Source organism: Anabaena sp. 90, from assembly GCF_000312705.1.
In the GTDB taxonomy this organism is placed as follows: domain Bacteria; phylum Cyanobacteriota; class Cyanobacteriia; order Cyanobacteriales; family Nostocaceae; genus Dolichospermum; species Dolichospermum lemmermannii.
Map to the genome: position 1 here is coordinate 333,250 of NC_019427.1, position 22,548 is coordinate 355,797.

The following is a 22,548-nucleotide window of genomic DNA, read 5'->3' on the forward strand; positions in this document are numbered from 1 at the left end:
AGAGAGGGCTGATGTAGTAGAGTTATAGTCTTCCAAAACAAAAACTCGAAAACCACATACAGCCCATGTTTGATATCCTAACACTCCTGCAATGCCTGCTACCAGAAATAAAAGTGACGACTATGCGGCAATTGAGTCAGATCATCATGGCCATGTTAGCAATGAGCGGACGAGTAACGATGTTGGGAATTTCGCGTTGGACGCTTAGTGGTGGTAGTTATCGGACGGTAATCAGATTCTTTCGGACAGTCATACCGTGGGCAACGGTGTTCTGGGTGTTTTTTCGGCGGCATTTGTTTTGCCCAAATGATGTTTATTTGTTGGCAGGAGATGAAGTAGTAATAAGCAAAGCCGGGAAAAAAACCTATGGATTAGATAGGTTCTTCTCAAGTCTAACAAGCAAACCAATATCGGGGCTATCTTTCTTTACCTTATCATTAGTAAGTGTTCAACAAAGACACTCATTTCCGATTCAGATAGAACAGGTAATCAAGAGCGATGTAGAAAAAAGTATTGTCTCACCAATTCCAGAAGTAAAACCTCAAGAAAAACCTGGACGGGGACGACCAAAAGGGAGTAAGAACAAAAATAAACAGGAGGTGATTTTTACATCTGAACTACTAAGAATTCAGAAAATGATTAATGAGCTATTTAAGTTAATAGCTAACTTTATCCCCCTCACTTACTTGGTTGTAGATGGTCACTTTGGGAACAATAATGCTTTGCAAATGGCTAGACAGGTAAAGTTACACATAATTTCCAAATTACGCCACGATTCGGCGTTATACATACCTTACCAACATCCTGACCCTAATCATCGTTCTCGTCGTAAATACGGAGATAAGCTGGACTGGCGTAATATTGCTGGGGAATATTTACGTCAAAGCAGTATTGACGAAGATATCAAAACTGATATTTATCAAATGACTCTACTGCACAAAGAATTTGCTCAATCCTTGAATGTAGTGATTTTGGTAAAAACAAATATCAAGACGAATGCTGTTAGTCATGTGATTTTATTTTCCAGTGACTTAGATTTGTCTTATGAGAAAATAATCGACTACTATAGACTCCGCTTTCAAATCGAATTTAATTTTCGTGATGCCAAGCAGTTCTGGGGATTGGAAGATTTTATGAATCGGGGTCAAACTGCGGTGACTAATGCGGCCAATCTTTCTTTTTTTATGGTCAACTTATCTCATTATCTTTTAGCTCAATTCCGTCAAGATAATCCTGGTGCTGGAATTATTGATCTTAAGGCTTACTGTCGTGGTTTTCGATATGTTCGTGAAATGTTAAAAATGCTTCCGGAACAACCAGAGCCTATTTTATTAGCCCAGATTTTTGCCAAGCTTACCTCTCTTGGTCGTGTTCACAATGCTCCTACAGCCGTTGAACCCTCGTAATTTGGCTACAGTATTGACCAATGGAAGAATTTTTTAGTCCGTTTTAACGGACTTTCGCTATTAGACGGGGAATTGATTCCCCGACGGGTTATGAAACAAACGGAAAATTAACCAACAACAAAATTACCAAATACCAGGATTACCATCTATGAAATTACACAAATTATCCCATTTATTATTATTCTTTGTTCTCCTATTTCCCGCTTCTCCTATTATTATCACTGGTTGTAATTCTTCCTTGTTCGCACGCAAACCAGGGACTTTATCAGAATCAGAATTAAAAGATGTCTTAAAAGAAATTACTGTAAAAGTCCTAGTTGATGATAAAGAAGCAGCTTCAGGAACTATTATTAAAAAACAAAACGGCTTTTATACTGTTCTCACTAATTATCATGTGATAGAAAATGCTAAATCTGTGAAAGTTGTCACTCCAGATAATCAAATTTATCCCGTTGAATTTTCTAAGGTAGATAGACAAGATAATAAAAAAGATGATTTATATGATTTAGCTAAATTGACTTTTAGCAGTGAAACCACTTATTTAGTTGCTGGTTTAGGGGAAGAGAATATTAAACCAGGAGAAAAGGTTTTTGCTGGAGGATATGTTAAAGGTAATTTGCAAACTACCAAAGGTACAGCGAAATTATTTTTAAATCAGCCGTTAATTAAAGGACAACAAATAGCCTATGATAATGATATTCAACAGGGGATGAGTGGAGGAGCAATTATTAATGAAAAAGGTTATTTGGTGGGGATAAATAGTAAACTTGCTAACCCCGTTTTACAAACTGATTTTCGCTATTTACAAGGTGAACAACCTGATGAGAAAACTTTAAAGGAATGGGGTAATTATAGTTGGGGTATTGCGGTTAATTTAGTAGATGAAGCTGCACCTGATTTAGCTTTGTTTCCTGAGAGGGTAATTAGGAAAATTGGCGGTATTCCGGCTAAGGTTTTAGATATTGCTAAACAGTCTTCGGTGCAGATTAAACAGGCTAATGGTGGTATTGGTAGCGGGGTAATTATTGCTAAGGATAATGATATTTATTATGTGTTAACGGCTGCTCATGTGGTGGAAAATAAACAGGAGTATCAAGTTGTTGCACCTGATAAACAAGTATATAAGGTGGATAATCAGACTATTCGCACCAGACAGGGACTTGATATGGCTGTTTTACAGTTTCGTAGTTCTCAGGTTTATCAAGTTGCTACTTTGGGGGATTATAAATTGTCTGATAAAGCACAATATGTATTTCTTTATGGTTGGAAGGGGGAAGAATTAAATCATCCTTCATTATTTAGTGTGGGAACTATTGAAACAAATACAGATTTTTGGGCTAAACCGAGAGGGTATGAATTAGCATATAGCAATCAAGGGTATCCGGGTATGAGTGGCGGGGGGATTTGGGATACAGAGGGGAGATTAGTTGGTATTCATAATTTTGCTGAAAAGGATGTTTTAGGATATAGTTTGGGTTTGTCTATTGAAAGTTTTTTGTTCTATCAAAAGGATGGGTTATGGCAGTTACCCCAAGCTAAATTAACTGTAGCTAAAATTGAACCAAAATCATCTGATTTTAATTCAATTAATTTAGCATTCTTCCCAAATATTTCAGCACCTGACCCTGTGAATGGTAGTGGTAAAGATTGGCTGAATTATGGTATTCAATTATGGCGCATTGCTGATATAGATAATGTAATTGCAGCGATGGAAAATGCCATTGGCAAAGATCCAAATTCTTGGCAAGCTTTTTATAATGTTGCTTGGATTTGGCGAGGACAGAAAAAATATGATCAGGCTATTGCTGATTTTACCCAAGCTATTACCATTAATCCTCAATTTGCAGCAGCTTACTATAATCGTGGGGTTGCTTATAGTAAACAAGGAAAGACTGAGTTAGCTATTGCTGATTATACCCAAGCTATTATTATAAATTCTAAGTATGAAAATGCTTACTATAATCGAGGTAATGCTTATAGTAAACAAGGAAATTTAGATCAAGCCATCCAAGATTACACTCAAGCTATCACTATAAATCCCCTAAATAGAAAGGCTTATTATGGTCGAATCCTAACTTATATTCTCAAAGGTAATAAACAAGAAGCAATTAAAGATTTAGAAACTGCAAAACAACTATTTCAACAACAAGGTAATACACAAAATGCTCAAAAAACACAAGAATTATTGAATTAATTATAGCTACTATTATCTTTATTTTACCTTCTATTCTCCACCCATACATTAACCAACCCTAATCAAAAACAACCAAACTAACACCACAACCACTAGTACAGGTTGGCGCAAATAACATGACCATTAAAAGCTCCGAAAATTTGATTGACCACAAGGCTAAAAAATGGTTCATTCACTTACGCCGCAGGGTACTAGCTGCTTCTGCTAACCGAGAATCAAGAATTGCTAATTTCCCTTACCTGAAACTACAATTAGAGTATAATTAAATAATGCCAATATGCCAGCCAAAGATATCTACCATAACGAAGTCAAAAACGCATTGATAAAAGACCGTTAGACTATCACAGATAACCCTTATATTATCAAATACGAGGATGCCGAACTATACGCAGACCTAGCAGCAGAAAAACCAATTGCCGCAGAACGTCAAGGACAGAAAATAGTTGTGGAAATTAAAAGTTTTGTCAGCAAATCGCTGATGTATGATTTTCATAACGCCTTGGGACAATATATAGTATATCGGAATCTCATTCAACTTACAGCACCAGAATATAAACTCTATTTAGCTATTGATGATGTTGTCTATGAGAAATTTTTTCAACGAAAATCTGTACAAGCTGTAATTCAGGAAAATCACCTGCTGTTAATAGTTGTTAATACAGAAAAGGAGGAAATTCAGCAATGGATAAACTAGAACAATACCGGAATATTATCAAAAAAATATTGACTGAATATTACGAAATGAGTAATACTCAAATTTCAAAAAAATATGAATTTGAAGTTAGTGAACGTTTAGCTATTGATGAAAACAGAGATCAATATATTTGGTTTCGTTTTGGTTGGGATGACAAAAAGCAAATACAGCATATCATCATTTATCTTACCATTAAAAACGGCAAAGTTTGGGTAGAAGAAGATGCAACAGATTTATGTATAGTTGATGATTTACTATCAGCAGGAATACCGCAAAATGATATTGTTTTGGGTTTCCATCATCCCAGTAAAAGAGTTTTCACAGAGTTTGCTACGGCTTGAAATAACGAGAATATTGTAGGGGTTTAGCAATGCTAAACCCTTACCTTTTATGTTAAAATAAACATAGATGTAACCCTCATAAAAATTATGAAAAGTCGCAGTTTTACAGTCATAATCTACAAAGAAGATGATATGTATATCGCTGAATGTCCAGAAGTTGGTACTGTAGATCAAGGAGAAACTATAGAACAAGCAATAACAGGTTTAAAAGAAGCAACACGACTTTATTTAGAAGAATTTCCTTTACCAGAAACCTCTCCTAGATATGTGACTAGCATAGAGGTTACTTATGCCTAAATTACCACGAATTTCTAGTAAAGAAGCAATTCGGACATTAGAACGTATGGGTTTTTATCAAATTAGACAAACAGGTAGTCATGTAATCATGAAAAAACAAACAATTAATGGAGAAGTTGGTTGTGTTGTACCATTACATCCAGAATTAAAAGTAGGTACATTAAGCGGTGTTCTTAAACAAGCACAAATTACTCCTGAAGAATTTATAGAAAATCTATAAAAACTATATCTCTAGTTTAAACAAAGATTTATGAACAAAACACCAATGAATCAAGAAGATGATTTTGATGCTGGTGATTTATTACCAGAGTATAATTTCGATTATACAAAAGCTCGTCCTAATCGGTTTTCTACTACCTCAGAAAATAAAATTACTGTAATTCTTGATCCTGATGAAGAATAAAGTTTTTCAAACATCAGAAGATGTGAATCGTGCTTTACGTTGTTTGTTATCTGCTATTCCTGAAAAATAAAGCCATTACATTATTGAATATATTGACATTCTGTAGGGGTTTAGCAATGCTAAACCCCTACGAGATGTTATGGATTTTGCAAAATTGCTGTAACTTGTCTTTTCAAATTAGATAAATTTTGTTCAATAATTTGCCAAACTAAATTAAGATTTACCTTTAAATAATCATGAATTAAAACATCTCGTAAACCTGCCATTTGCTGCCAAGGAACATCAGAATATTGACTTCTCAACTCAGGTGATAATCTCTTTGTTGCTTCCCCAATGATTTCAAAATTGCGAATTACAGCATCTTGAATCATCTTGTTTTGCATAAATTCCTCTTTACCACCTTTCGTATATTCTTCTATTCGTTCAATACATTCTTTAATATTACTTAAATACAAACGCTCATCTTTCATAAAGGTACAGCCTCACTTAATACTTTATCTCTAATTAATTCATGTAAATTACCAGGTTCAGCAATATCCACTTTTCGTCCTAGCAATGCTGCTAAATCTTGCATTAAACCAATATAATCAAATAAACTACTTTGTGGTTTAAGTTCTACTAAAAAATCTATATCACTATCTGGTGTTGCTTCACCTCTAGCAACAGAACCAAAAACTCGCAGATTATAAGCACCATACTTAGTGGCAATTTTTAATATTTGTTCTCGAAATGGTAGCAATAATTCTTCAATTCCCATAAGTTATTTTTGAAAAAGATTAGCCCTTTCTATTTTATTAGATTGCATCAGTATTTGTCAATACAGAAAAGGAGGAAATTCAGCAATAAAACTTATGAAAATTCGCACCTTTACAGTAATTATTTACAAAGAAAATGGTAAACATTTATCTTTAGCTAAATCCTGAGAACAATTAATTAATGTGGCTTGAAATGTCACAATTTTCCAAGGTTGAATATTTTCTTCTAATTTAAGACAATTCTCTAATAAATCAACTGGTTCTCCTAAACTTAAAATCTGACTTTGTAAAGATAAATTCGCTGTTTTTCCATGACATTCATAAAAGCGAAGAATGAATTTCTCCGAATCATCTTCACTGGGTTTAAGTGCCATTAAAATCAAATTATCTGCTGATAAATATAGAAAACTTTGACTTTGACAACCATCTGAATTACATTGATAATTATCTGGATTTACTAATACTTCAAAAGGCACGTTTAACTCATAACCACGTTTTACAGTTTCTGCTTCTTCCCAACTGCCCAAATGAGGGTATAAACTATAGGTAAATTCGTGTATTCCTCTATCAGCTTGGGAGTCTGGCCAATGGGAACTTCTTAGCAAAGTCAGACGCAGTTGGCTAGGTTGGGCATCGTAACCATATTTACAATCATTGAGGAGACTAACTCCGTATTTTCCGACTTCTGTATCTGTGGTTAAATCTGCCCAATGTAAAGCGGGGACTTCCCATTTTGCCTTTTGGGCGGGGGTTTGGGGGTTTGTGGGACGACGAATAGCACCGCAGGGGATTTCGTAAGTGGCAAATTCGGCTTGGAGATTGAGAGGAAAGGCTGTTTTTACTAATACCTGATTTTCTTGCCAATTTACAGTATTAGTTATTTTCAAAATTGGTGAACCAAGTTCCAAAATGTAATCTTGACAAAATTCCGATTTTCCCAGTTGACGCACTACTCGCAACCGTTGGTGAATTTCTCCATATTCTTGCCATTGAATTGATTTTAATTCGGTTGGAGGTAGGGGTTTTGTGTTATAATTGGGATCTATATTCCAAGCATCCCAATATTGGCCGCTGTCGGTAAAAGCTTGAAGTTGATTTCCCGCACCGGTTAAAATTTCCCTTTGTTTAATTTTATCAAAGACGCTGGTTAGATCTCCGGTTTCGGGGTTAACTTGAATTTGCAGATATTCGTTTTCTAATATCCAGTTTTTGGGGAATATTTTCGGCTGGGGGGAAGAGGGAGAAATCCAGAAAATGCTGTAACCTATAGATGGGATGGTTGCGAAAAATAATAAAGTTGAATTTTCGCAGTTTTGGCATAAAATTTCTTTTCCTTGAATATCAGCAACTTTCCAGGTTGGATAATTTGGGGTGATGATTTTTGATAAGTCAACTGTAACAACTTCCGCACGTTCCCAGTTGAGAGAGTTAAAAATTATGACGGGAATACTTTCAGAATTGGGAGGTTGTGGTATATTGATTTTGGATGTGATTCCGATTAAGGACTCTTCTAATATTTTCGTTCCCATTTTTTCCACCGCTTCCCATTCGGGTATTGCGTCTTCATAAACTTGGGTAATGGAAGAACCGGGTAAAATATCGTGAAACTGGTTAAATAAAACTTTTTTCCACGCGGTTTCTATTTCTGTTTGCGGAAATTTCGCACCACAAAGGATATTTGCTAAAGTTGCGAATAACTCAGCACTATATAATAGATGTTCAGATTTACGATTCCAGCGTTTTTGGTCTGCGTGGGTAGTATAACATCCTCTGTGGAATTCTAAATAAAGTTCGTTTTCCCAAACTGGTAAATTTTGACTTTCAGATTTTATGAATTGAAGATATTTTTCCGAAGTTGTAAATTCTAACTTGGGGAAAATTGGGGAATGTTCCCAACGTCTTCCAGTCTCCAGCATATCACGAGTTGGACCACCACCATGATCACCAACACCAGGAAGCCAAAGGGAATCTTGTAAACCTGTTTGAGTTTTCCACTCACAAGCGTACTTGGCCATTTTAACAGGTTCGATGGTTTCGCCGATAGGTGCGGACATGAAACTTAATGTTTGACTACCATCGAGCGATCGCCACCAAAATAAGTCATAATCAAATTTAGTTGTATCATTCCAGCGGAGTTTTTGCGTCACAAAGAATTCAATTCCCGCATTTGCTAAAAATTGGGGTAATGTCGCACAAAAACCAAAGGTATCGGGAACCCAAACTACAGAAGATGTTTTTCCGAACTTCTGCAAAAAATACCTTTGTCCATATAATAACTGACGAACTATAGACTCACCAGCAATTAAATTTAAATCCGGTTCTACCCAAAAACCTCCCAAAACTTCCCATTTTCCGGCTTTAACTTGGTTTTGAATTTCTCTAAACAAGTCAGGACGATTTTCTTCTACCCAAGCATACAACGCCGGTGTGGTATGACAGAATATCAATTCGGGAAAATCTTTTTGGAGTTGTAAAACTGACTCAAAAGTATTTTGTGCTGCTTTCCAAGTTTCTGCTACAGGCCATAACCATGCTAAATCTAAATGGGCATGACCTAATAAATTGATTTTATATTTTTGGGCGTTGATAAATTCAGCTAAACCCACATAGGTTTCTCGCAAATTCACCAAATATGTTTTCCAATCTTGATTTTCTGCGTCTTTAAGATTTGTAACTTTCTCAACTTCCCTAGCTAGATTTGGAATTTTTTCTGGTGCGAAGTTTTGGATAAGAATTTCCGTAACTGCTAATTCATCAGCAATAAAACCAGCATCAGGATGATTGTAATCTGTTGATTCATAAATTGCAAGCGATCGCATCAACGCCCCATCACAATGTCCCGGACTCACCAACCGCAAAGCTATGGTAAACTCTTCCCCAGGAGTTACACTAGAACTGAGTAATACTCGCGGTGAAGAATCAAACAAATCTCCCGTCAATACTAACTTATCATTAACATATACTTCCGCTAAATCTGCCCACCATACCAAAGCCACGCGCAAAGACAAACCCGTTAACGGAAAGTTGTGTAAATTCTCAGGAACAGAAAATTTTTGTCCTAACCATAATACCTGTTTTCCCCCTTTCCAGAAAATATGATCTTTTTCATTTAGCTCAACAGGTTGCCAATCAGTTAAACTAAATGGGATAAAATCAGTAACTACCTCGTCAGTTTCCTGATATCTCCAGGTGGACTGGATATCAACTTGACAACAAGAACGCAAATTTTCAATTGCTGTGGATATAGATTTGGTATTTAATGAGGATACAGGGAGATTCATATTGCCAATAAAATAATATAAATAATTGACACTGACGAAAATTTACAACTTGCTGGGAGTTTCATAACCTCACCCTACAACTTACACATAATTACCTACCATGTCTTCCGATTCTTCAAACCGCTATCAAAGCAAACTCTTTAACTTTGTCTACCAGCATTCTCGACGGTTGACACAAAAATGGGAAAACACCGTCAAAAATTTGCAAGTTGCTACTGGGTTGGGTGTAGGTTCTCTACTTTATCCACTTTACCAATTATGGCAACAAAATGGCACAGCAAAACAATTACATTCATCAACTCCCCCCTCTAGTGACGCACCAATTCAAATTATATTAGATGTTGTCAAAAATCTTCCTCCTGGAGATGCTGATTTACCAACTTCCCCAAAAACAAATCCCTTCACATTTTTAGGATCTTTGTGGGAGAAAATTTTTCCCAAGCCGAATTTTCCAACTTCAGAAAATACTCTCCAACAGCATATACCCACGGTACAGGGAATTGCTATAGAATTACAAACCCGAAACTTAGTCTTAGTCAGTGCTGATAATCGGATTTTCGATGTTTTAACACCGCAGCAAAACGTCAAATTAGCAGATAGAATTAATAGCGAAATTAGCGAATATCGGTATTCTTTACAATTAATTGCTTACCAGCAAAAAGAATTATTGCCCAAAATTGATCATCTGCTGAATAAGCTAACTGACGAAGATTCTATCATAGCACGAAAATCTCTATTAAATCCCATTAAACTTTTTGGATTTCTCGATCAATTAATTGCTAATTTAGAAACTACGGCTTTAGTTCCTGTCCAAAAACATAGCCAGGAAATTGTCAATCATTTCCAAAATCAGGTTAATGGATTAGCAGTTAATCACGATGATTTAAAATCTCCGCAACTACAAATTTCTGATTTAATAGCAGCCGCGATAAATTACTTTTTTGGAGGTAGAAATAATTATCAAATTGACTCAAATTCTTCTCCAGAAAAACTCCAAAATAAATCTGATTTTAAAAAGGTTTTATCATCAAATAATCAGTTAGATTCTCGTGATTCTTTAGGAGATAATTGGTTGACATGGAATGATTTATTTGGTGAAACGAATACCAAACTTGAGGAATCAGTACAGCAACCTCAAGCAAAAAGAGAATTCTCTAAGATTCACCGCAAAATAGGTCAGCAAGCAACCGAACCCAAAAATGAGGAATTTCCAGAAATAGATAGTCAAACCAGCCAAGGATTTAATTTTAAGCCTGACTGGATTGATATTTCTGCCACATCATTAGGTTATGAAAAACACCCATTAGAACAAATTCTGGAATGGTTAGATCAGTCTATATTATGGATAGAACAGATATTCACAAATATGATTTATTTCTTTAGAGGTTTATTGTTAGGGAGATAATTGAAAAACAAGAAAAACTAGATCCCCGACTTCTTTGAGAAGTCGGGGATGTGAAATCTAAAATCTGTTAAAATTCCACAATTACTGGTGTATGATCACTAGGTTGAACTAACTTCCGGGGTTCAATATCAATAGTGCAACTTTGGGCGCGTTCATACAAAGTTGGTGTAAGATAATGATGATCTATTCGCCAACCTAAGTTACGCTTAAAAGCAGCAGTCCGATAATCCCACCAACTATAATTTTCTCCTGCGTTGTTAAATTTACGAAAAGCATCTCCAAAACCTAAACTGAGAACATCTCGTAACGCTTGACGTTCTAATGCAGATGCCATAATGTGATTATCTATCTTTACCTTATCATTAATATCTATATCTTCTAAGGCAATATTAAAATCACCACACATAGAAATAGCAGGATTTGATAATAGTAAAGTCTGTAAATATTCCTTGAGAATTTTTAACCAGCCTAACTTATATTCATACTTGTCGCTACCGATAGCTGAACCATTGGGAACATAAAGATTAACAATTCTTACTCCTTCAATTACACCAGAAATTACCCGTTTTTGTTCATCCCATGCTGATGCTATTTCTGGCAAAATAGCACCAAAACCCACATTTACATCTGTCAAAGGTTGACGACTAATTAAAGCCACACCATTATAAGATTTTTGCCCGGAAATATACGGATAATAGCCTAAATTTTCAAACGCAAGATTAGGAAAGTCCTTGTCTATGACTTTGGTTTCTTGTAAACACAAAACATCAACCGGATTTTCTGTTAACCAATTGATAACCTGTTCTAAACGTGTCCGCACAGAATTCACATTCCAAGTAGCAATTTTCATGAGTTAATTATTAAAACGACTGCAAAATAATGGTAAAGTAATTATCTCATGAAAATTATATATTTATGATCCCTAAGATAGATGAATAAGGACTATACTAGTTTATAGTTTGATAATGTTCTCACAGGTTTTCATTGGTTTGATCAAAGAATCAGCTTGGATAAATATCCCATAAAGCTGGTTAATTTAGCATTTATTGAGAGGTTTTTACCACCAATTTCTCTAAATCTGAGAATTGCGAATGGGGGAATAAAAAACTATAAAAAATGAATGTTACTAAATAAACCATAAATTTAGAATTTTGAATTGTTTAATGGTGATGTCGAGATCAATCATAACATTGCCAGGGTTTAATTTTTTTAAGGAGGACATTTTATGAGTATCATAGTTAACACCTGCCCCTGTTGTGGAGGTTCAATTCTGCGTCATGTCCGTCATCATGAGGTTTATTGGTTTTGTCTTTCCTGTAGACAAGAAGTACCAGTTTTAAATACAAGTAGTGGATCTAATCTACTATCTAAGTTGGAAACCCATAATCAAGAAGTTTTACCCCAAACGGCTTTGAGTTCTTGAATTTTTCAACATGGGGAATAGAAAACTCATCAGCATAAATTTAGGTAAAAGCAGGAATTGCTAATTTTCAATACAAAATATATGCCGATGTCATTAAGTATGGTATAAAAGCGTATTTAATAGGTTTTGATAGCGTGGTTTAAGCCATACTTCTTTTTTATGGGTGAAAAATTTTGTTAGCAGCACTACTCTACGGACAAGAAGATTTACGCCTAGAACAAGTTCCTGACCCGACTCCCGAAGCCGGCGAGGTGGTGATTCAGGTGGAAGCAGCCACTACTTGTGGGACAGATTTGAAGGTATGGCGACGTGGTGGCCATGCTAAAATGTTGACACCGCCGACACTGTTTGGTCATGAAGGTGCGGGACGGATTGTAGCTGTCGGCGCTGGGGTGACGAATTGGCGGGTAGGCGATCGCGTGGTAGCAAATAATTCTGCTCCCTGCATGAAATGTTTCTTTTGTCAACGCCAAGAATATTCTTTATGTCCCCATTTAACTTGGAATAATGGGACATTTGCGGAATATCTGAAAATTCCTGCTCCCATTGTTTGGCATAATTTATTACCAGTTCCTAAACATTTACCCTTAGTATTAGCGGCGATGACTGAACCTTTAGCTTGTGTCTTGCATGGTATCAGCCGTTCTGGTGTCAAACCCCATGATAAAGTAGTGGTTTTGGGTGATGGCGCAATTGGCTTGATGTTTGTGGCAGTATTAGCGAAATATACTGAGGTGATATTGTGGGGTGGGAATAATCAACGGTTAGAAATTGGTGAAAGGTTCGGTGCAGCAAAGACTTTTAATTATCATCAAGTTACGGCTATTGCCAACACAGTTAGGGAATTAACCGCTGGTTGGGGTGCAGATGTAGTTATAGAGGCTACTGGTGTACCGAGTGTTTGGGAAACGGCGATCGCTTGCGGTCGTCCTGGTGCAACTATCAATTTATTTGGTGGTTGTCCAAGAGATACCACAATTTCTGTCAATACCGAACAATTGCACTATAGTGAACTTACTCTCAAAGGCGTATTTCACAATACACCAGAATATGTGAAAGCAGCCTTATCGCTCATCGCTAGTGGTACAATTCCTTTTGACTTACTTATTAGTGAACACCGACCTTTACAGGATTTAGAACAGGTATTCATGGATATGAAGGCACGGAAAGTAATTAAAGTAGCGATGTATAACTAAAAAAATGGCTATTTCGTAATTCATGCTTCTAACTGGTTTCCATTTGGCGTAAAAGTTACACTTTACCAATATATTAGAAGCATCTAGCCCAGGAAGGTTGCAATTTTTCCCCAGAATAGTTTATTATCCTGATTTTACTGTTTAATTTGGGAAAAAACTCAGTATCAATTCCCTATTTCCTAATTTTATGATTATTACCTTATTAGTAGCTTGGATAGTTTTTATCATTCTCTGGAAACTAATTAAAACCACGATTAAAACGGCCATGATCTCTGCCGCTGTTGTCATGTTATTATACTTTGGTTTCGGTATTACTCCCCAAGATATTTGGCAGCAAATCAGCCAATTTGCTCAAACTTTCTCCCAAACGCCAGTGAAAAAGTGACAATTAAAAATTAAAAGCAACTCTTCCCAATTATCTACCGATGGAAGAAAATTTGCAAGGCTGAAATCTATTAAGCGGTGTAAATTGTGAGTTTTGATAATGTTTGTAAAATCTTAGCTGAAAAATATCCCCTTGATTTTGCCAACTGGTTGCTACCGGAAACAGTGGAAAAAATCAAAGTCTTAAAAACAGAACTCAGCATAGAACCAATTCGCGCAGATTCCGTTATATTGCTACAAACAAACAACAGAATCCTACATCTAGAATTTCAAACGAACACCAAATCAGAAACACCCATTCCATTAAGAATGTTAGATTATTTTGTCAGATTAGTTAGACAGTATAATCTACCTGTCACCCAAGTAGTGATTTTCTTACAAGAAACAAGTAATGAAATCGCTTTTACCGAAGCTTATCTTGATGAAATGACAAATCATCGCTATCGAGTCATCCGAATGTGGGAACAAGATTCAGATTTATTTCTCAATAATCCAGCATTACTTCCATTAGCACCATTAACAAAAACAAATTCCGCACCAGGGTTATTATCCCAAGTAGCCACAGAAATTGCTAAGATTACAAATGTGGCAGCCAGACAGAACACTGCTGCTTACACAGAGATTTTAGCAGGTTTGCGATTCGAGAAAAATCTAATTCGTCAATTATTGAGCGAGGATATTATGCAAGAATCTGTAATTTATCAGGATATTTTGCAAAAAGGTGAACTCAAAGGAGAAAAAATAGGAGAACAAAAAGAAGCTTTTCGTTTCTTGAATCGTCAATTAAATCGGCGGTTTGGTGAAATATCTTTACCAATAATTGAAAAGATGCGCTTATTATCCACTGAACAATTAGAAATATTAGGAGAAGAGTTTTTAGACTTTTCAGCAATATCTGATTTAGTCACTTGGTTAGATAGACAAAAGTAGATAATTTTGGGCAATTTCAACCTGGATATTGCCCTAAAAAATCTAATTTTTCATTTTTAATAATTACCCAATCTTCCGAGATCCAGAAATCTTCGCTAAAGCATCTTGAAACGCGGGTGGTAACTGCCGCATAATTTTCCCCTTTTCCCGATCTAAAGCCACTAACGTCACCTGAGCAGTAATGTATAAATCCTGACCATCAGGAGAAACAAGGGTATAGTCCCAGTTCATTCGCACTCCAGTCACCTCAGCCATCCGTGTTTTTACTAAGACTGACATCCCTAACTGCACCGACCGATGATAACGGATTGATAACTCCACCACAGGCAAATCACAACCTAACGCCACTAAATCAGCAAATTCAATGCCAATAGAACGCAAACATTCTACCCGTGCTTCTTCCATCCAGGTCAAATAAGTGCCGTGCCAAACAATACCTGCATAGTCCGTGTGGTGAGGTTGCGCCCTAACTGGATATTCAAACCAATTTTCAAATGCAACATTAGTTACACTCTCAATGGCACTCGTTGGTGGTAGTTGGGGTTGATTTGTATCTTTAGACATATTAATAATTTTTACAAGCAACAGATTTCTAAAAAACAGATAAAACTTGTAAACTGTTTCTAATTCTACCAGATTGTCAAGACGTTGCGTCAAACGCCCATGATTCAGAAAATTTGAGCAATACTGGTACATGACGGAAGATCAACAGAACTTACAAAAATGACGATTCAACCTACAAATACAGCATTATTAGATTGGACTGGTGATACTTTAGCCATTGGCTTATTTGAAGACGCAGTAGAGTTAACTGGTGATCTTGCCAGCTTAAATGATAAATGTGCGGGAATTGTCCAAGAAGTTATTGCCGAAGAAGAATTTACAGGTAAGGCAAATAGCATCATCGTCATTCGCTTAGGTGCGACTCATGCCGTGCGGAAGCTGATTTTGGTGGGTTTAGGGAAACCAGACGCGCTGAAATTAGAAAATTTACGCCGGGTTGCGGCTACTGTAGCCCGAACCGCCAAAAAGCAAAAAACCAAAACCCTGGGAATCAGTTTACCATTGTGGAACAATGATTCAGCCGCCACAGCCCAGGCATTGACTGAAGGCATAGAATTAGCACTTTACCAAGATATTCGCTTTAAATCTGAGCCAGAAGATAAAAATCCCCAGATCGAAACTATTGATTTACTTGGTTTAGCAGGACAAGAAGCTGCTATTGCCCGTGCTAATCAAATTGTTTCTGGTGTGATTTTGGCGAGACAGTTAGTAGCAGCCCCAGCTAACGCGGTTACATCTATTACTATGGCAGAAACTGCCCAAGCGATCGCTCACGAATACGGGTTAGAACTGGAAATTCTCGAACAGGAAGAATGTGAAAACCTCGGTATGGGCGCATTTTTGGGAGTTGCCCAAGCTTCTGATTTACCACCAAAATTCATTCACCTTATCTACAAACCAGCCACCACACCGAGACGAAAACTGGCAATTATCGGGAAAGGTGTAACTTTTGATTCCGGTGGTTTGAACATTAAAGGGGTTGGTAGCGGCATTGAAACCATGAAAATGGATATGGGTGGTGCAGCCGCAACTTTAGGTGCAGCCAAAGCCATTGGGCAGTTAAAACCAGATGTAGAAGTTCACTTTATCTCCGCCGTCACCGAAAACATGATTAGCGGTAAGGCTATGCACCCTGGAGACATCTTAACCGCATCAAATGGCAAAACCATCGAAGTTAATAACACCGATGCTGAAGGGCGGTTAACCTTGGCTGATGCCTTGGTTTATGCTGATAAATTGGGTGTGGATGCGATCGTTGATTTAGCTACTCTCACAGGTGCTTGTGTGGTAGCTTTGGGTGAAGATATCGCTGGTTTATTTACACCAGATGATGCGGTAGCTTCCCAACTGCAAACAGCCGCTGATAGTGCTGGTGAGAAAATTTGGCGGATGCCAATGGAAGACAAATATTTTGACGGACTTAAATCTGGTATTGCCGACATGAAAAATACCGGACCCCGTTATGGCGGTTCTATTACTGCGGCTTTGTTCCTCAAACAGTTTGTTAAAGATACCCCTTGGGCGCATTTAGATATTGCCGGACCAGTTTGGGCTGATAAGGAACATGGCTACAATGGTGCAGGGGCAACTGGTTTTGGTGTGAGAACACTGGTTAGCTGGGTTTTGAGTTAATTTAATTTCCTCTAATCTGGACAAGACAAGATCCCCGACTTCTCGAAGAAGTCGGGGATCTGAAAAAACAAATGGGAGTCTTATCTGGAAATTAATGGCTGATTTTCTAAACTTTTATCTTTAAATGTTTGGGGTACAGATACACCTAATAAAATCATATTACTTGTCATGTAAGACAATAAAGTAGACCACAATAAATGATTATTATGAAAATACCAAGCTGCAATTAGTAAGGGGATAAAACCCACTACAAAAGATAATAATACCGTATTACGTAAAGTTGCCCCTTCCTTTAAGCCAATAAAATAACCTTCTAGCATAAGAGTAATGGCAGTAATTACTAAAATAGGCACTAACCAAATGGTATATTGATTAATCTCTTGATTCACTTCTGTGTGATTAGTTAATAATCCAAATACCTGATCAGGAAAGAAAATAGATGTCCCGGCAAAACCTAATGCAATCACCACACTAGTCACTAAAGAAACTATTAATAAAGGGATGATCTGTTGAGTATTGTCTTTGCTTTTAAAATTCGCTGTCAGGGTTTGCATTGTTACTCCTACCCCTTGAATTGTAAACTGACTCAAAAGAGCAATTTGGAGTAATAAACCATTTTGCGCTAAAACAGTTGTTCCCATGGTTGCACTTAAATTAGTAAAAATAGAATAGACAGAAACTAATACTAAAAACCGAATCAAAATATTACCTTTTAACGCAAAAGTTTCCTTTAAAGCTACCCAATCAAATAATTCTTGAATGGCTGCTGGTACAGCTTGCCAAGGAATAGTAAAAAACATCCATATTAAACCCACGATTAAAGCTAAATACTGGCTTAATGCTGTTGCTAAACCTGCCCCTACACTTGCCCAACCCCATTTAGAAATCATCAAATAATCTAACAATACATTAGAACCATTACCGACAATTGACATTAATAGCATCACCCAATTCATTTCTCTACCTAAAAACCAACCAAATAAAACAAAATTGAGGAGGACAGCAGGTGCGCCCCAAATTCGCGCATAAAAATAATCAACTCCAGCAGATTCAATATCTGAAGAACCACTCAAAATGAAAAAACCAATTTTTTGTAAAGGATATTGCAATAAAACAATAATTAAACCCACTAGTAAAGCAATTAAACCACTCCGTAAACCAGCTAAAACTACTGCTTTATCATCATTTTGACCAACAGCTTGAGCAGTAATAGCATTGGTGCTAGAACGCATGAATTTTAAGACTCGATAAAGATAATCAAACAGAATAGTGGCTAAAATTACTCCTGCTAAATGTCGAATATCCGTTAAATGCCCTAAAAAAGCAATATCTACCAAACCAGCCAAAGGAACCATCATATTAGCAAGCACGCTGATGCTTGCCAGTCGGTAAAATCTGCCTAAAAAATTGTAGTTACTGGGGACTGTAAATGTAAATCTCATTTTTGTTGTTTGGTCTGCTATAATTTCAGTCTATTATCATCTAGAAAACGCCTTTATAGTAATTAGCAAGGGGTAGTTCATTCACATATTTTCCGGTGAACGGTAAAAGAGCATAAAAAAGCTTTAACCTTACCTTTCCCAGTCCTATTCAAAATACCTGTATGCTTAATTAGGTATCGTTATATTTCAATTAATGCAAGCTCCTGAATTCTCTTAGTTGCAGAAAAAATAGATTTTCTTATGCTTTTTTGAGAATTCTGAATTTTTAAGTATTGCAATCTGATAAAATTTGTAAGGTTTCTATAAGCTCTGAGCAATGGGATCGACTGGTGTAAGGATCGCAATTGACGCAATGGGGGGAGATCATGCACCCGCTGAAATCGTCGCCGGCGCACTGCGGGCGCGAGAGGAATTGGGTGTAAAAATATTACTGGTTGGAGATCCCCAACAAATCGAGGCTGTAATGCCGCCAAAGACAACTATGGCGGATTTGGAGATTGTTCCTGCCGAGGAAATGATCGCTATGGATGAAGATCCTCTCAACGCAGTTAGACGCAAGCGGAAATCTTCCATCAACATAGCGATGGATTTAGTTAAAAATCAACAAGCAGATGCTGTATTTTCTGCTGGACACTCTGGGGCAGCCATGGCCTCAGCTTTGCTACGCTTAGGAAGATTACCGGGAATTGACCGCCCAGCAATTGGCACAGTATTCCCCACCATCAAAGCAGGCAAGCCAGTAATGATCCTGGATGTCGGTGCTAATGTAGACTGTCGCCCTAAGTTTTTAGAGCAGTTTGCAGTCATGGGTTCAATTTACAGTCAGTATGTTTTGGGAACAGAAAATCCCAAAATAGGTTTATTGAATATTGGCGAAGAAGATACTAAAGGTAACGAAGTAGTTCTTCGCGCCCACCAATTGTTACGGGAAAATACTCAAATTAATTTCACTGGTAATGCTGAAGGGCGTGATGTATTGTCCGGTGAATTTGATGTGATTGTTTGCGACGGCTTTGTGGGTAATATTTTATTAAAATTTGCCGAAGCAGTTGGCGGAGTAATTCTGCAAATTCTCCGAGAAGAATTACCCCAAGGGATACACGGTCAAATCGGTACAGCGATTTTAAAACCCAACTTAAAACGCGTTAAACAGCGCATGGATCACGCTGAACATGGAGGCGCTTTGCTTTTGGGTGTCAGCGGTATTTGTTTTATTGGTCATGGCAGTTCCCAAGCACCATCTATTTTTAGTGCCATTCGCATGGCTAAAGAAGCCGTAGATAATCAGGTGTTAGAAAGACTTCAATCCCAATATCAAATTCTCCAAAATGAAAGTAGTTAACTATTACTTCTCAAAAGTAGAGATCCTCCGCTAACAGCCATTTGTCACTTGTCATCCAATTTTAGATTGCGGATTTTAGATTCATAATTACTTTTATAAATCTATTGTTCTTGATCTCAAATCTAAAATTGGGATTGTCATTGGTACTCGTTATTAATGCTTACAAACAAGACAACTGACAATTTACAAATGACAATTGACAATTGAGGAAAAAAAGAAGTGCAAAATTTTTTTAACGGTGGTATAGCAATTACAGGCAGTGGTTCAGCAGTCCCAGCAACTTGTTTACACAACCAAGAGTTAACTCAACTGGTAGAAACATCAGATGAGTGGATTGCCTCAAGAACAGGAATTCGTCAAAGACGGTTAGCGTTGCCCCCTGACTCACTGGCATCATTGGCCACTGCGGCTAGTCAACAGGCCATTGCTGCCGCCGGGATCACAGCAGCAGACATAGATTTAATTTTATTGGCCACCTCCACCCCTGATGACCTATTTGGCACTGCTTGCCGTGTTCAAGGCGAATTAGGTGCTACCAAAGCAGTCGCCTTTGACTTAACCGCCGCTTGTTCTGGTTTTGTCTTTGGTTTAGTTACAGCCGCACAATACATCAGAACAGGTGTTTATCAAAATGTACTCTTAATTGGGGCTGATATCCTCTCTCGGTGGGTAGATTGGCAAGATAGACGCAGTTGTGTGTTATTTGGTGATGGGGCTGGGGCAGTGGTATTACAGGCTAATAAGAGCGATCGCCTATTAGGATTTTGCCTCAAAAGCGATGGTTCTCAAAACAATTGTCTTAACCTTTCCTATAACGCCTCTACCACAGAACTGACACCAGATATTCATGTATCTACAGGCAAATATCACCCCATTACCATGAACGGCAAAGAAGTCTACCGCTTCGCTGTGCAAAAAGTTCCAGAAGTGATAGATAAAGCCCTATTTGCAGCTAATCTCAAAGTAGAAAATATAGATTGGCTAGTATTACATCAAGCAAATCAAAGAATTATCAATTCCGTTGCTGAACGCTTAGAGATTCCCGAACATAAAGTGATCAGTAATGTATCCGACTATGGTAACACCTCCGCCGCATCTATCCCCCTGGCGTTAGATGAAGCAGTGCGAGCCGGGAAAATCAAACCCAATGATATTATTGCTGCATCTGGTTTTGGTGCCGGTCTTTCCTGGGGTGCAGCCATTTTTAAATGGGGAAGATAAACAATTCAAAATTGAGAATTAAAAATTAAAAATCAGAAAATTAATAACAACGAACAACTGACAACTGTACGGGCGAAGCATTTGGAGAACTATTTTTGGCAATGACCGATAATTTATCTTCCAAATGCTTCGCCCCTACTGACAACTAACAACTAACAAAGAACAAATGACTAAAACTGCATGGGTGTTTCCCGGACAAGGTTCTCAATCGCTGGGAATGGGAATAGACTTGTTAAATCTACCATCTGCCAAAGAAAAATTTATTCAAGCTGAGGAAATTTTGGGCTGGTCTGTCACAGATATCTGCCAAAGTGATATTGAAACCTTATCACGGACACTTTATACCCAACCTAGTTTATATGTAATCGAAAGTATTATTGCTGATATTTTGCGGGAAAAAGGACAGCAACCAGACTTAGTTGCAGGTCATAGTTTAGGCGAATATATCGCCCTTTATGTGGCTGGTGTGTTTGAATGGTCTGCTGGGTTACATTTGGTAAAACGACGGGCAGAATTAATGGATAGTGCTGTTGGGGGAATGATGGCCGCACTAATGAACTTTGACCGAGAAGAATTAGAAAAAGTTATTAGCGAAACACCTAATGTAGTTTTAGCAAATGATAACAGTCCTGCCCAAGTTGTTATTTCTGGAACTCCCGAAGCTGTACAGGCTGTCATGTCACAAGTCAAAGCTAAACGCGCTATTCCCTTAAAGGTTTCGGGAGCATTTCATTCCCATTTAATGAAAACAGCAGCAACAGAATTTCAAGAAGTTCTCGATTCAGTAATTTTTCAGTCAGCAACCGTCCCAGTTTTGTCTAATGTAGATCCAATTCCAGCGGTAGCAGCGGAAACTTTAAAACAGCGTCTTTCTCAACAAATGACAGGTCCTGTGCGTTGGCGAGAAATTTCTTTACAATTACCAGAAAATGGCATTGAGAAAGTTGTGGAAATTGGTCCTGGGAACGTCTTAACAGGTTTGATTAAACGGACTGCAACTGGCTTGATTTTAGAGAACATTCGTAATGCTGGGGAGTTACCTGAATAGGTAATTGCACAAATTAATTCACAATTAAATAAGTCATTATGTAGATGAAATTGGCAACATAACCTTTCTATGATGTCTATTTTTATTGTCTCAAAATTTATTTGATGAACTTCATTAGGGTTTGCTGAATAAGTACCCAAAGCGAACTTAGATGCCACACAGTTCTAAAAATGGTGGTTTGGGAGATTGGTTTCCAAATTCACCCCCTGATTTTCCATAGAAATGCAAGGATTTTGAGGCTCTCAATGCCATAGCCTTGCACTTTTTTGTTCTCAAAATCCGCGAAACCCTTATTGAGAAGTGGTTCTAGCTTTACTCAGCAAGCCATCATTAATTTGTCAGGATAAAAGTACAGCACTTCCCGGTGTTATGAGCTACAAGAACCCCACTCCCAACCCCTCCCCGCCAGCGATGAGGGGGCTAAGATGTACCTCATAAGAGCGGAAACCGCTGTAACATAACCCCAAAAAATCAACCTTACACTTCCTTGAAGTTTCTAAAAAACTGGCTTAATAAATCTGCAAACAAAACTCAAAATATTTCATGAATATAATTCAAAAAAACACCGATATATGAAAAAATATCCTAGA

At 37.4% G+C, this 22,548-nt stretch carries 22 protein-coding genes and 1 pseudogene; 17 read left to right on the forward strand and 6 right to left on the reverse strand.

Annotated elements, in window-relative coordinates; genetic code table 11:
* Window positions 1–65 precede the first annotated feature (65 nt).
* The 8 genes and pseudogenes from ANA_RS01505 (at window position 66) to ANA_RS01535 (ending at window position 5,335) form a co-directional block, all read left to right on the forward strand.
* The gene (locus ANA_RS01505) at window positions 66–1,406 is read left to right on the forward strand and encodes an IS4-like element ISAsp3 family transposase (RefSeq protein WP_015078275.1); all 1,341 of its coding nucleotides are present in this window, start codon (window positions 66–68) and stop codon (window positions 1,404–1,406) included.
* Between the two features lie 148 nt (window positions 1,407–1,554).
* Complete coding sequence (locus tag ANA_RS01510; protein WP_015078276.1) at window positions 1,555–3,600, forward strand: tetratricopeptide repeat-containing S1 family peptidase; 2,046 nt, start codon at window positions 1,555–1,557, stop codon at window positions 3,598–3,600.
* A gap of 116 nt (window positions 3,601–3,716) precedes the next feature.
* Window positions 3,717–3,866 (forward strand): hypothetical protein, encoded by a 150-nt coding sequence (locus tag ANA_RS26365; RefSeq protein WP_158310494.1) that lies wholly within the window; start codon window positions 3,717–3,719, stop codon window positions 3,864–3,866.
* A gap of 11 nt (window positions 3,867–3,877) precedes the next feature.
* Window positions 3,878–4,294 (forward strand): annotated as a pseudogene (locus ANA_RS01515) (XisH family protein).
* Window positions 4,282–4,635, forward strand: a complete 354-nt coding sequence (locus tag ANA_RS01520) for a XisI protein (protein ID WP_015078277.1) — start codon at window positions 4,282–4,284, stop codon at window positions 4,633–4,635. Before ANA_RS01515 ends, ANA_RS01520 begins: the two are co-directional and overlap by 13 nt.
* A gap of 87 nt (window positions 4,636–4,722) precedes the next feature.
* Window positions 4,723–4,932, forward strand: a complete 210-nt coding sequence (locus tag ANA_RS01525) for a type II toxin-antitoxin system HicB family antitoxin (protein WP_015078278.1) — start codon at window positions 4,723–4,725, stop codon at window positions 4,930–4,932.
* Entirely contained in the window at window positions 4,925–5,152 is a 228-nt protein-coding gene (locus ANA_RS01530) for a type II toxin-antitoxin system HicA family toxin (protein WP_015078279.1), read from the forward strand. The genes ANA_RS01525 and ANA_RS01530 overlap by 8 nt, the downstream gene beginning before the upstream one ends.
* Before the next feature lie 30 nt (window positions 5,153–5,182).
* Complete coding sequence (locus ANA_RS01535) at window positions 5,183–5,335, forward strand: hypothetical protein (protein ID WP_235081923.1); 153 nt, start codon at window positions 5,183–5,185, stop codon at window positions 5,333–5,335.
* 137 nt (window positions 5,336–5,472) lie between these two features.
* Here the strand turns inward: ANA_RS01535 and ANA_RS01540 are convergent, their stop codons facing one another.
* The 3 genes from ANA_RS01540 to ANA_RS01550 form a co-directional block, all read right to left on the reverse strand.
* The gene (locus tag ANA_RS01540) at window positions 5,473–5,805 is read right to left on the reverse strand and encodes a HepT-like ribonuclease domain-containing protein (protein ID WP_015078280.1); all 333 of its coding nucleotides are present in this window, start codon (window positions 5,803–5,805) and stop codon (window positions 5,473–5,475) included.
* The gene (locus tag ANA_RS01545) at window positions 5,802–6,092 is read right to left on the reverse strand and encodes a nucleotidyltransferase family protein (protein WP_015078281.1); all 291 of its coding nucleotides are present in this window, start codon (window positions 6,090–6,092) and stop codon (window positions 5,802–5,804) included. Before ANA_RS01545 ends, ANA_RS01540 begins: the two co-directional genes overlap by 4 nt.
* A 123-nt stretch (window positions 6,093–6,215) precedes the next feature.
* Window positions 6,216–9,371, reverse strand: a complete 3,156-nt coding sequence (locus ANA_RS01550; RefSeq protein ID WP_015078282.1) for an alpha-mannosidase — start codon at window positions 9,369–9,371, stop codon at window positions 6,216–6,218.
* A 100-nt stretch (window positions 9,372–9,471) separates the two neighbouring features.
* Between ANA_RS01550 and ANA_RS01555 the strand changes: the two genes are divergently transcribed.
* Window positions 9,472–10,776 carry a hypothetical protein gene (locus ANA_RS01555; protein WP_015078283.1) on the forward strand — a complete coding sequence of 435 codons (1,305 nt, stop codon included), beginning with the start codon at window positions 9,472–9,474 and terminating at the stop codon, window positions 10,774–10,776.
* 67 nt (window positions 10,777–10,843) lie between these two features.
* Here the strand turns inward: ANA_RS01555 and xth are convergent, their stop codons facing one another.
* Window positions 10,844–11,626 carry an exodeoxyribonuclease III gene (xth, locus tag ANA_RS01560; RefSeq protein WP_015078284.1) on the reverse strand — a complete coding sequence of 261 codons (783 nt, stop codon included), beginning with the start codon at window positions 11,624–11,626 and terminating at the stop codon, window positions 10,844–10,846.
* 375 nt (window positions 11,627–12,001) lie between these two features.
* Between xth and ANA_RS01565 the strand changes: the two genes are divergently transcribed.
* The 4 genes from ANA_RS01565 to ANA_RS01580 all read left to right on the forward strand — a co-directional run bounded on the left by ANA_RS01565 (window position 12,002) and on the right by ANA_RS01580 (window position 14,709).
* Entirely contained in the window at window positions 12,002–12,199 is a 198-nt protein-coding gene (locus ANA_RS01565) for a hypothetical protein (RefSeq protein WP_015078285.1), read from the forward strand.
* A 173-nt stretch (window positions 12,200–12,372) separates the two neighbouring features.
* On the forward strand, window positions 12,373–13,395 hold the full coding sequence (locus ANA_RS01570) for a zinc-dependent alcohol dehydrogenase (RefSeq protein WP_015078286.1): 1,023 nt from the start codon (window positions 12,373–12,375) through the stop codon (window positions 13,393–13,395).
* Window positions 13,396–13,582: 187 nt separating this feature from the next.
* Window positions 13,583–13,780, forward strand: a complete 198-nt coding sequence (locus ANA_RS01575; protein WP_015078287.1) for a hypothetical protein — start codon at window positions 13,583–13,585, stop codon at window positions 13,778–13,780.
* Window positions 13,781–13,866: 86 nt separating this feature from the next.
* Window positions 13,867–14,709: a DUF4351 domain-containing protein gene (locus ANA_RS01580; protein WP_015078288.1), complete on the forward strand. Its 843-nt coding sequence runs from the start codon at window positions 13,867–13,869 to the stop codon at window positions 14,707–14,709.
* A gap of 63 nt (window positions 14,710–14,772) precedes the next feature.
* Here the strand turns inward: ANA_RS01580 and ANA_RS01585 are convergent, their stop codons facing one another.
* Window positions 14,773–15,273 carry an acyl-CoA thioesterase gene (locus ANA_RS01585; protein WP_015078289.1) on the reverse strand — a complete coding sequence of 167 codons (501 nt, stop codon included), beginning with the start codon at window positions 15,271–15,273 and terminating at the stop codon, window positions 14,773–14,775.
* 159 nt (window positions 15,274–15,432) lie between these two features.
* On the opposite strand from ANA_RS01585, the gene ANA_RS01590 reads away from it, so the two are divergent.
* A complete protein-coding gene (locus ANA_RS01590) occupies window positions 15,433–16,905 on the forward strand; it encodes a leucyl aminopeptidase (protein ID WP_015078290.1) in 1,473 nt (490 codons plus the stop codon).
* 80 nt (window positions 16,906–16,985) lie between these two features.
* Here ANA_RS01590 and gntT read toward each other — a convergent pair whose 3' ends face one another.
* Window positions 16,986–18,347 (reverse strand): guanitoxin biosynthesis MATE family efflux transporter GntT, encoded by a 1,362-nt coding sequence (gntT, locus tag ANA_RS01595; RefSeq protein WP_015078291.1) that lies wholly within the window; start codon window positions 18,345–18,347, stop codon window positions 16,986–16,988.
* Window positions 18,348–18,663: 316 nt separating this feature from the next.
* Here gntT and plsX point away from each other — a divergent pair, with 316 nt between their 5' ends.
* The 3 genes from plsX to fabD all read left to right on the forward strand — a co-directional run bounded on the left by plsX (window position 18,664) and on the right by fabD (window position 21,958).
* Window positions 18,664–19,689 carry a phosphate acyltransferase PlsX gene (gene plsX / locus ANA_RS01600; protein ID WP_015078292.1) on the forward strand — a complete coding sequence of 342 codons (1,026 nt, stop codon included), beginning with the start codon at window positions 18,664–18,666 and terminating at the stop codon, window positions 19,687–19,689.
* Window positions 19,690–19,908: 219 nt separating this feature from the next.
* Window positions 19,909–20,910, forward strand: a complete 1,002-nt coding sequence (locus ANA_RS01605; protein ID WP_015078293.1) for a beta-ketoacyl-ACP synthase III — start codon at window positions 19,909–19,911, stop codon at window positions 20,908–20,910.
* Window positions 20,911–21,076: 166 nt separating this feature from the next.
* Window positions 21,077–21,958 (forward strand): ACP S-malonyltransferase, encoded by an 882-nt coding sequence (fabD, locus tag ANA_RS01610; protein WP_015078294.1) that lies wholly within the window; start codon window positions 21,077–21,079, stop codon window positions 21,956–21,958.
* The last annotated feature ends 590 nt before the right edge of the window (window positions 21,959–22,548 follow it).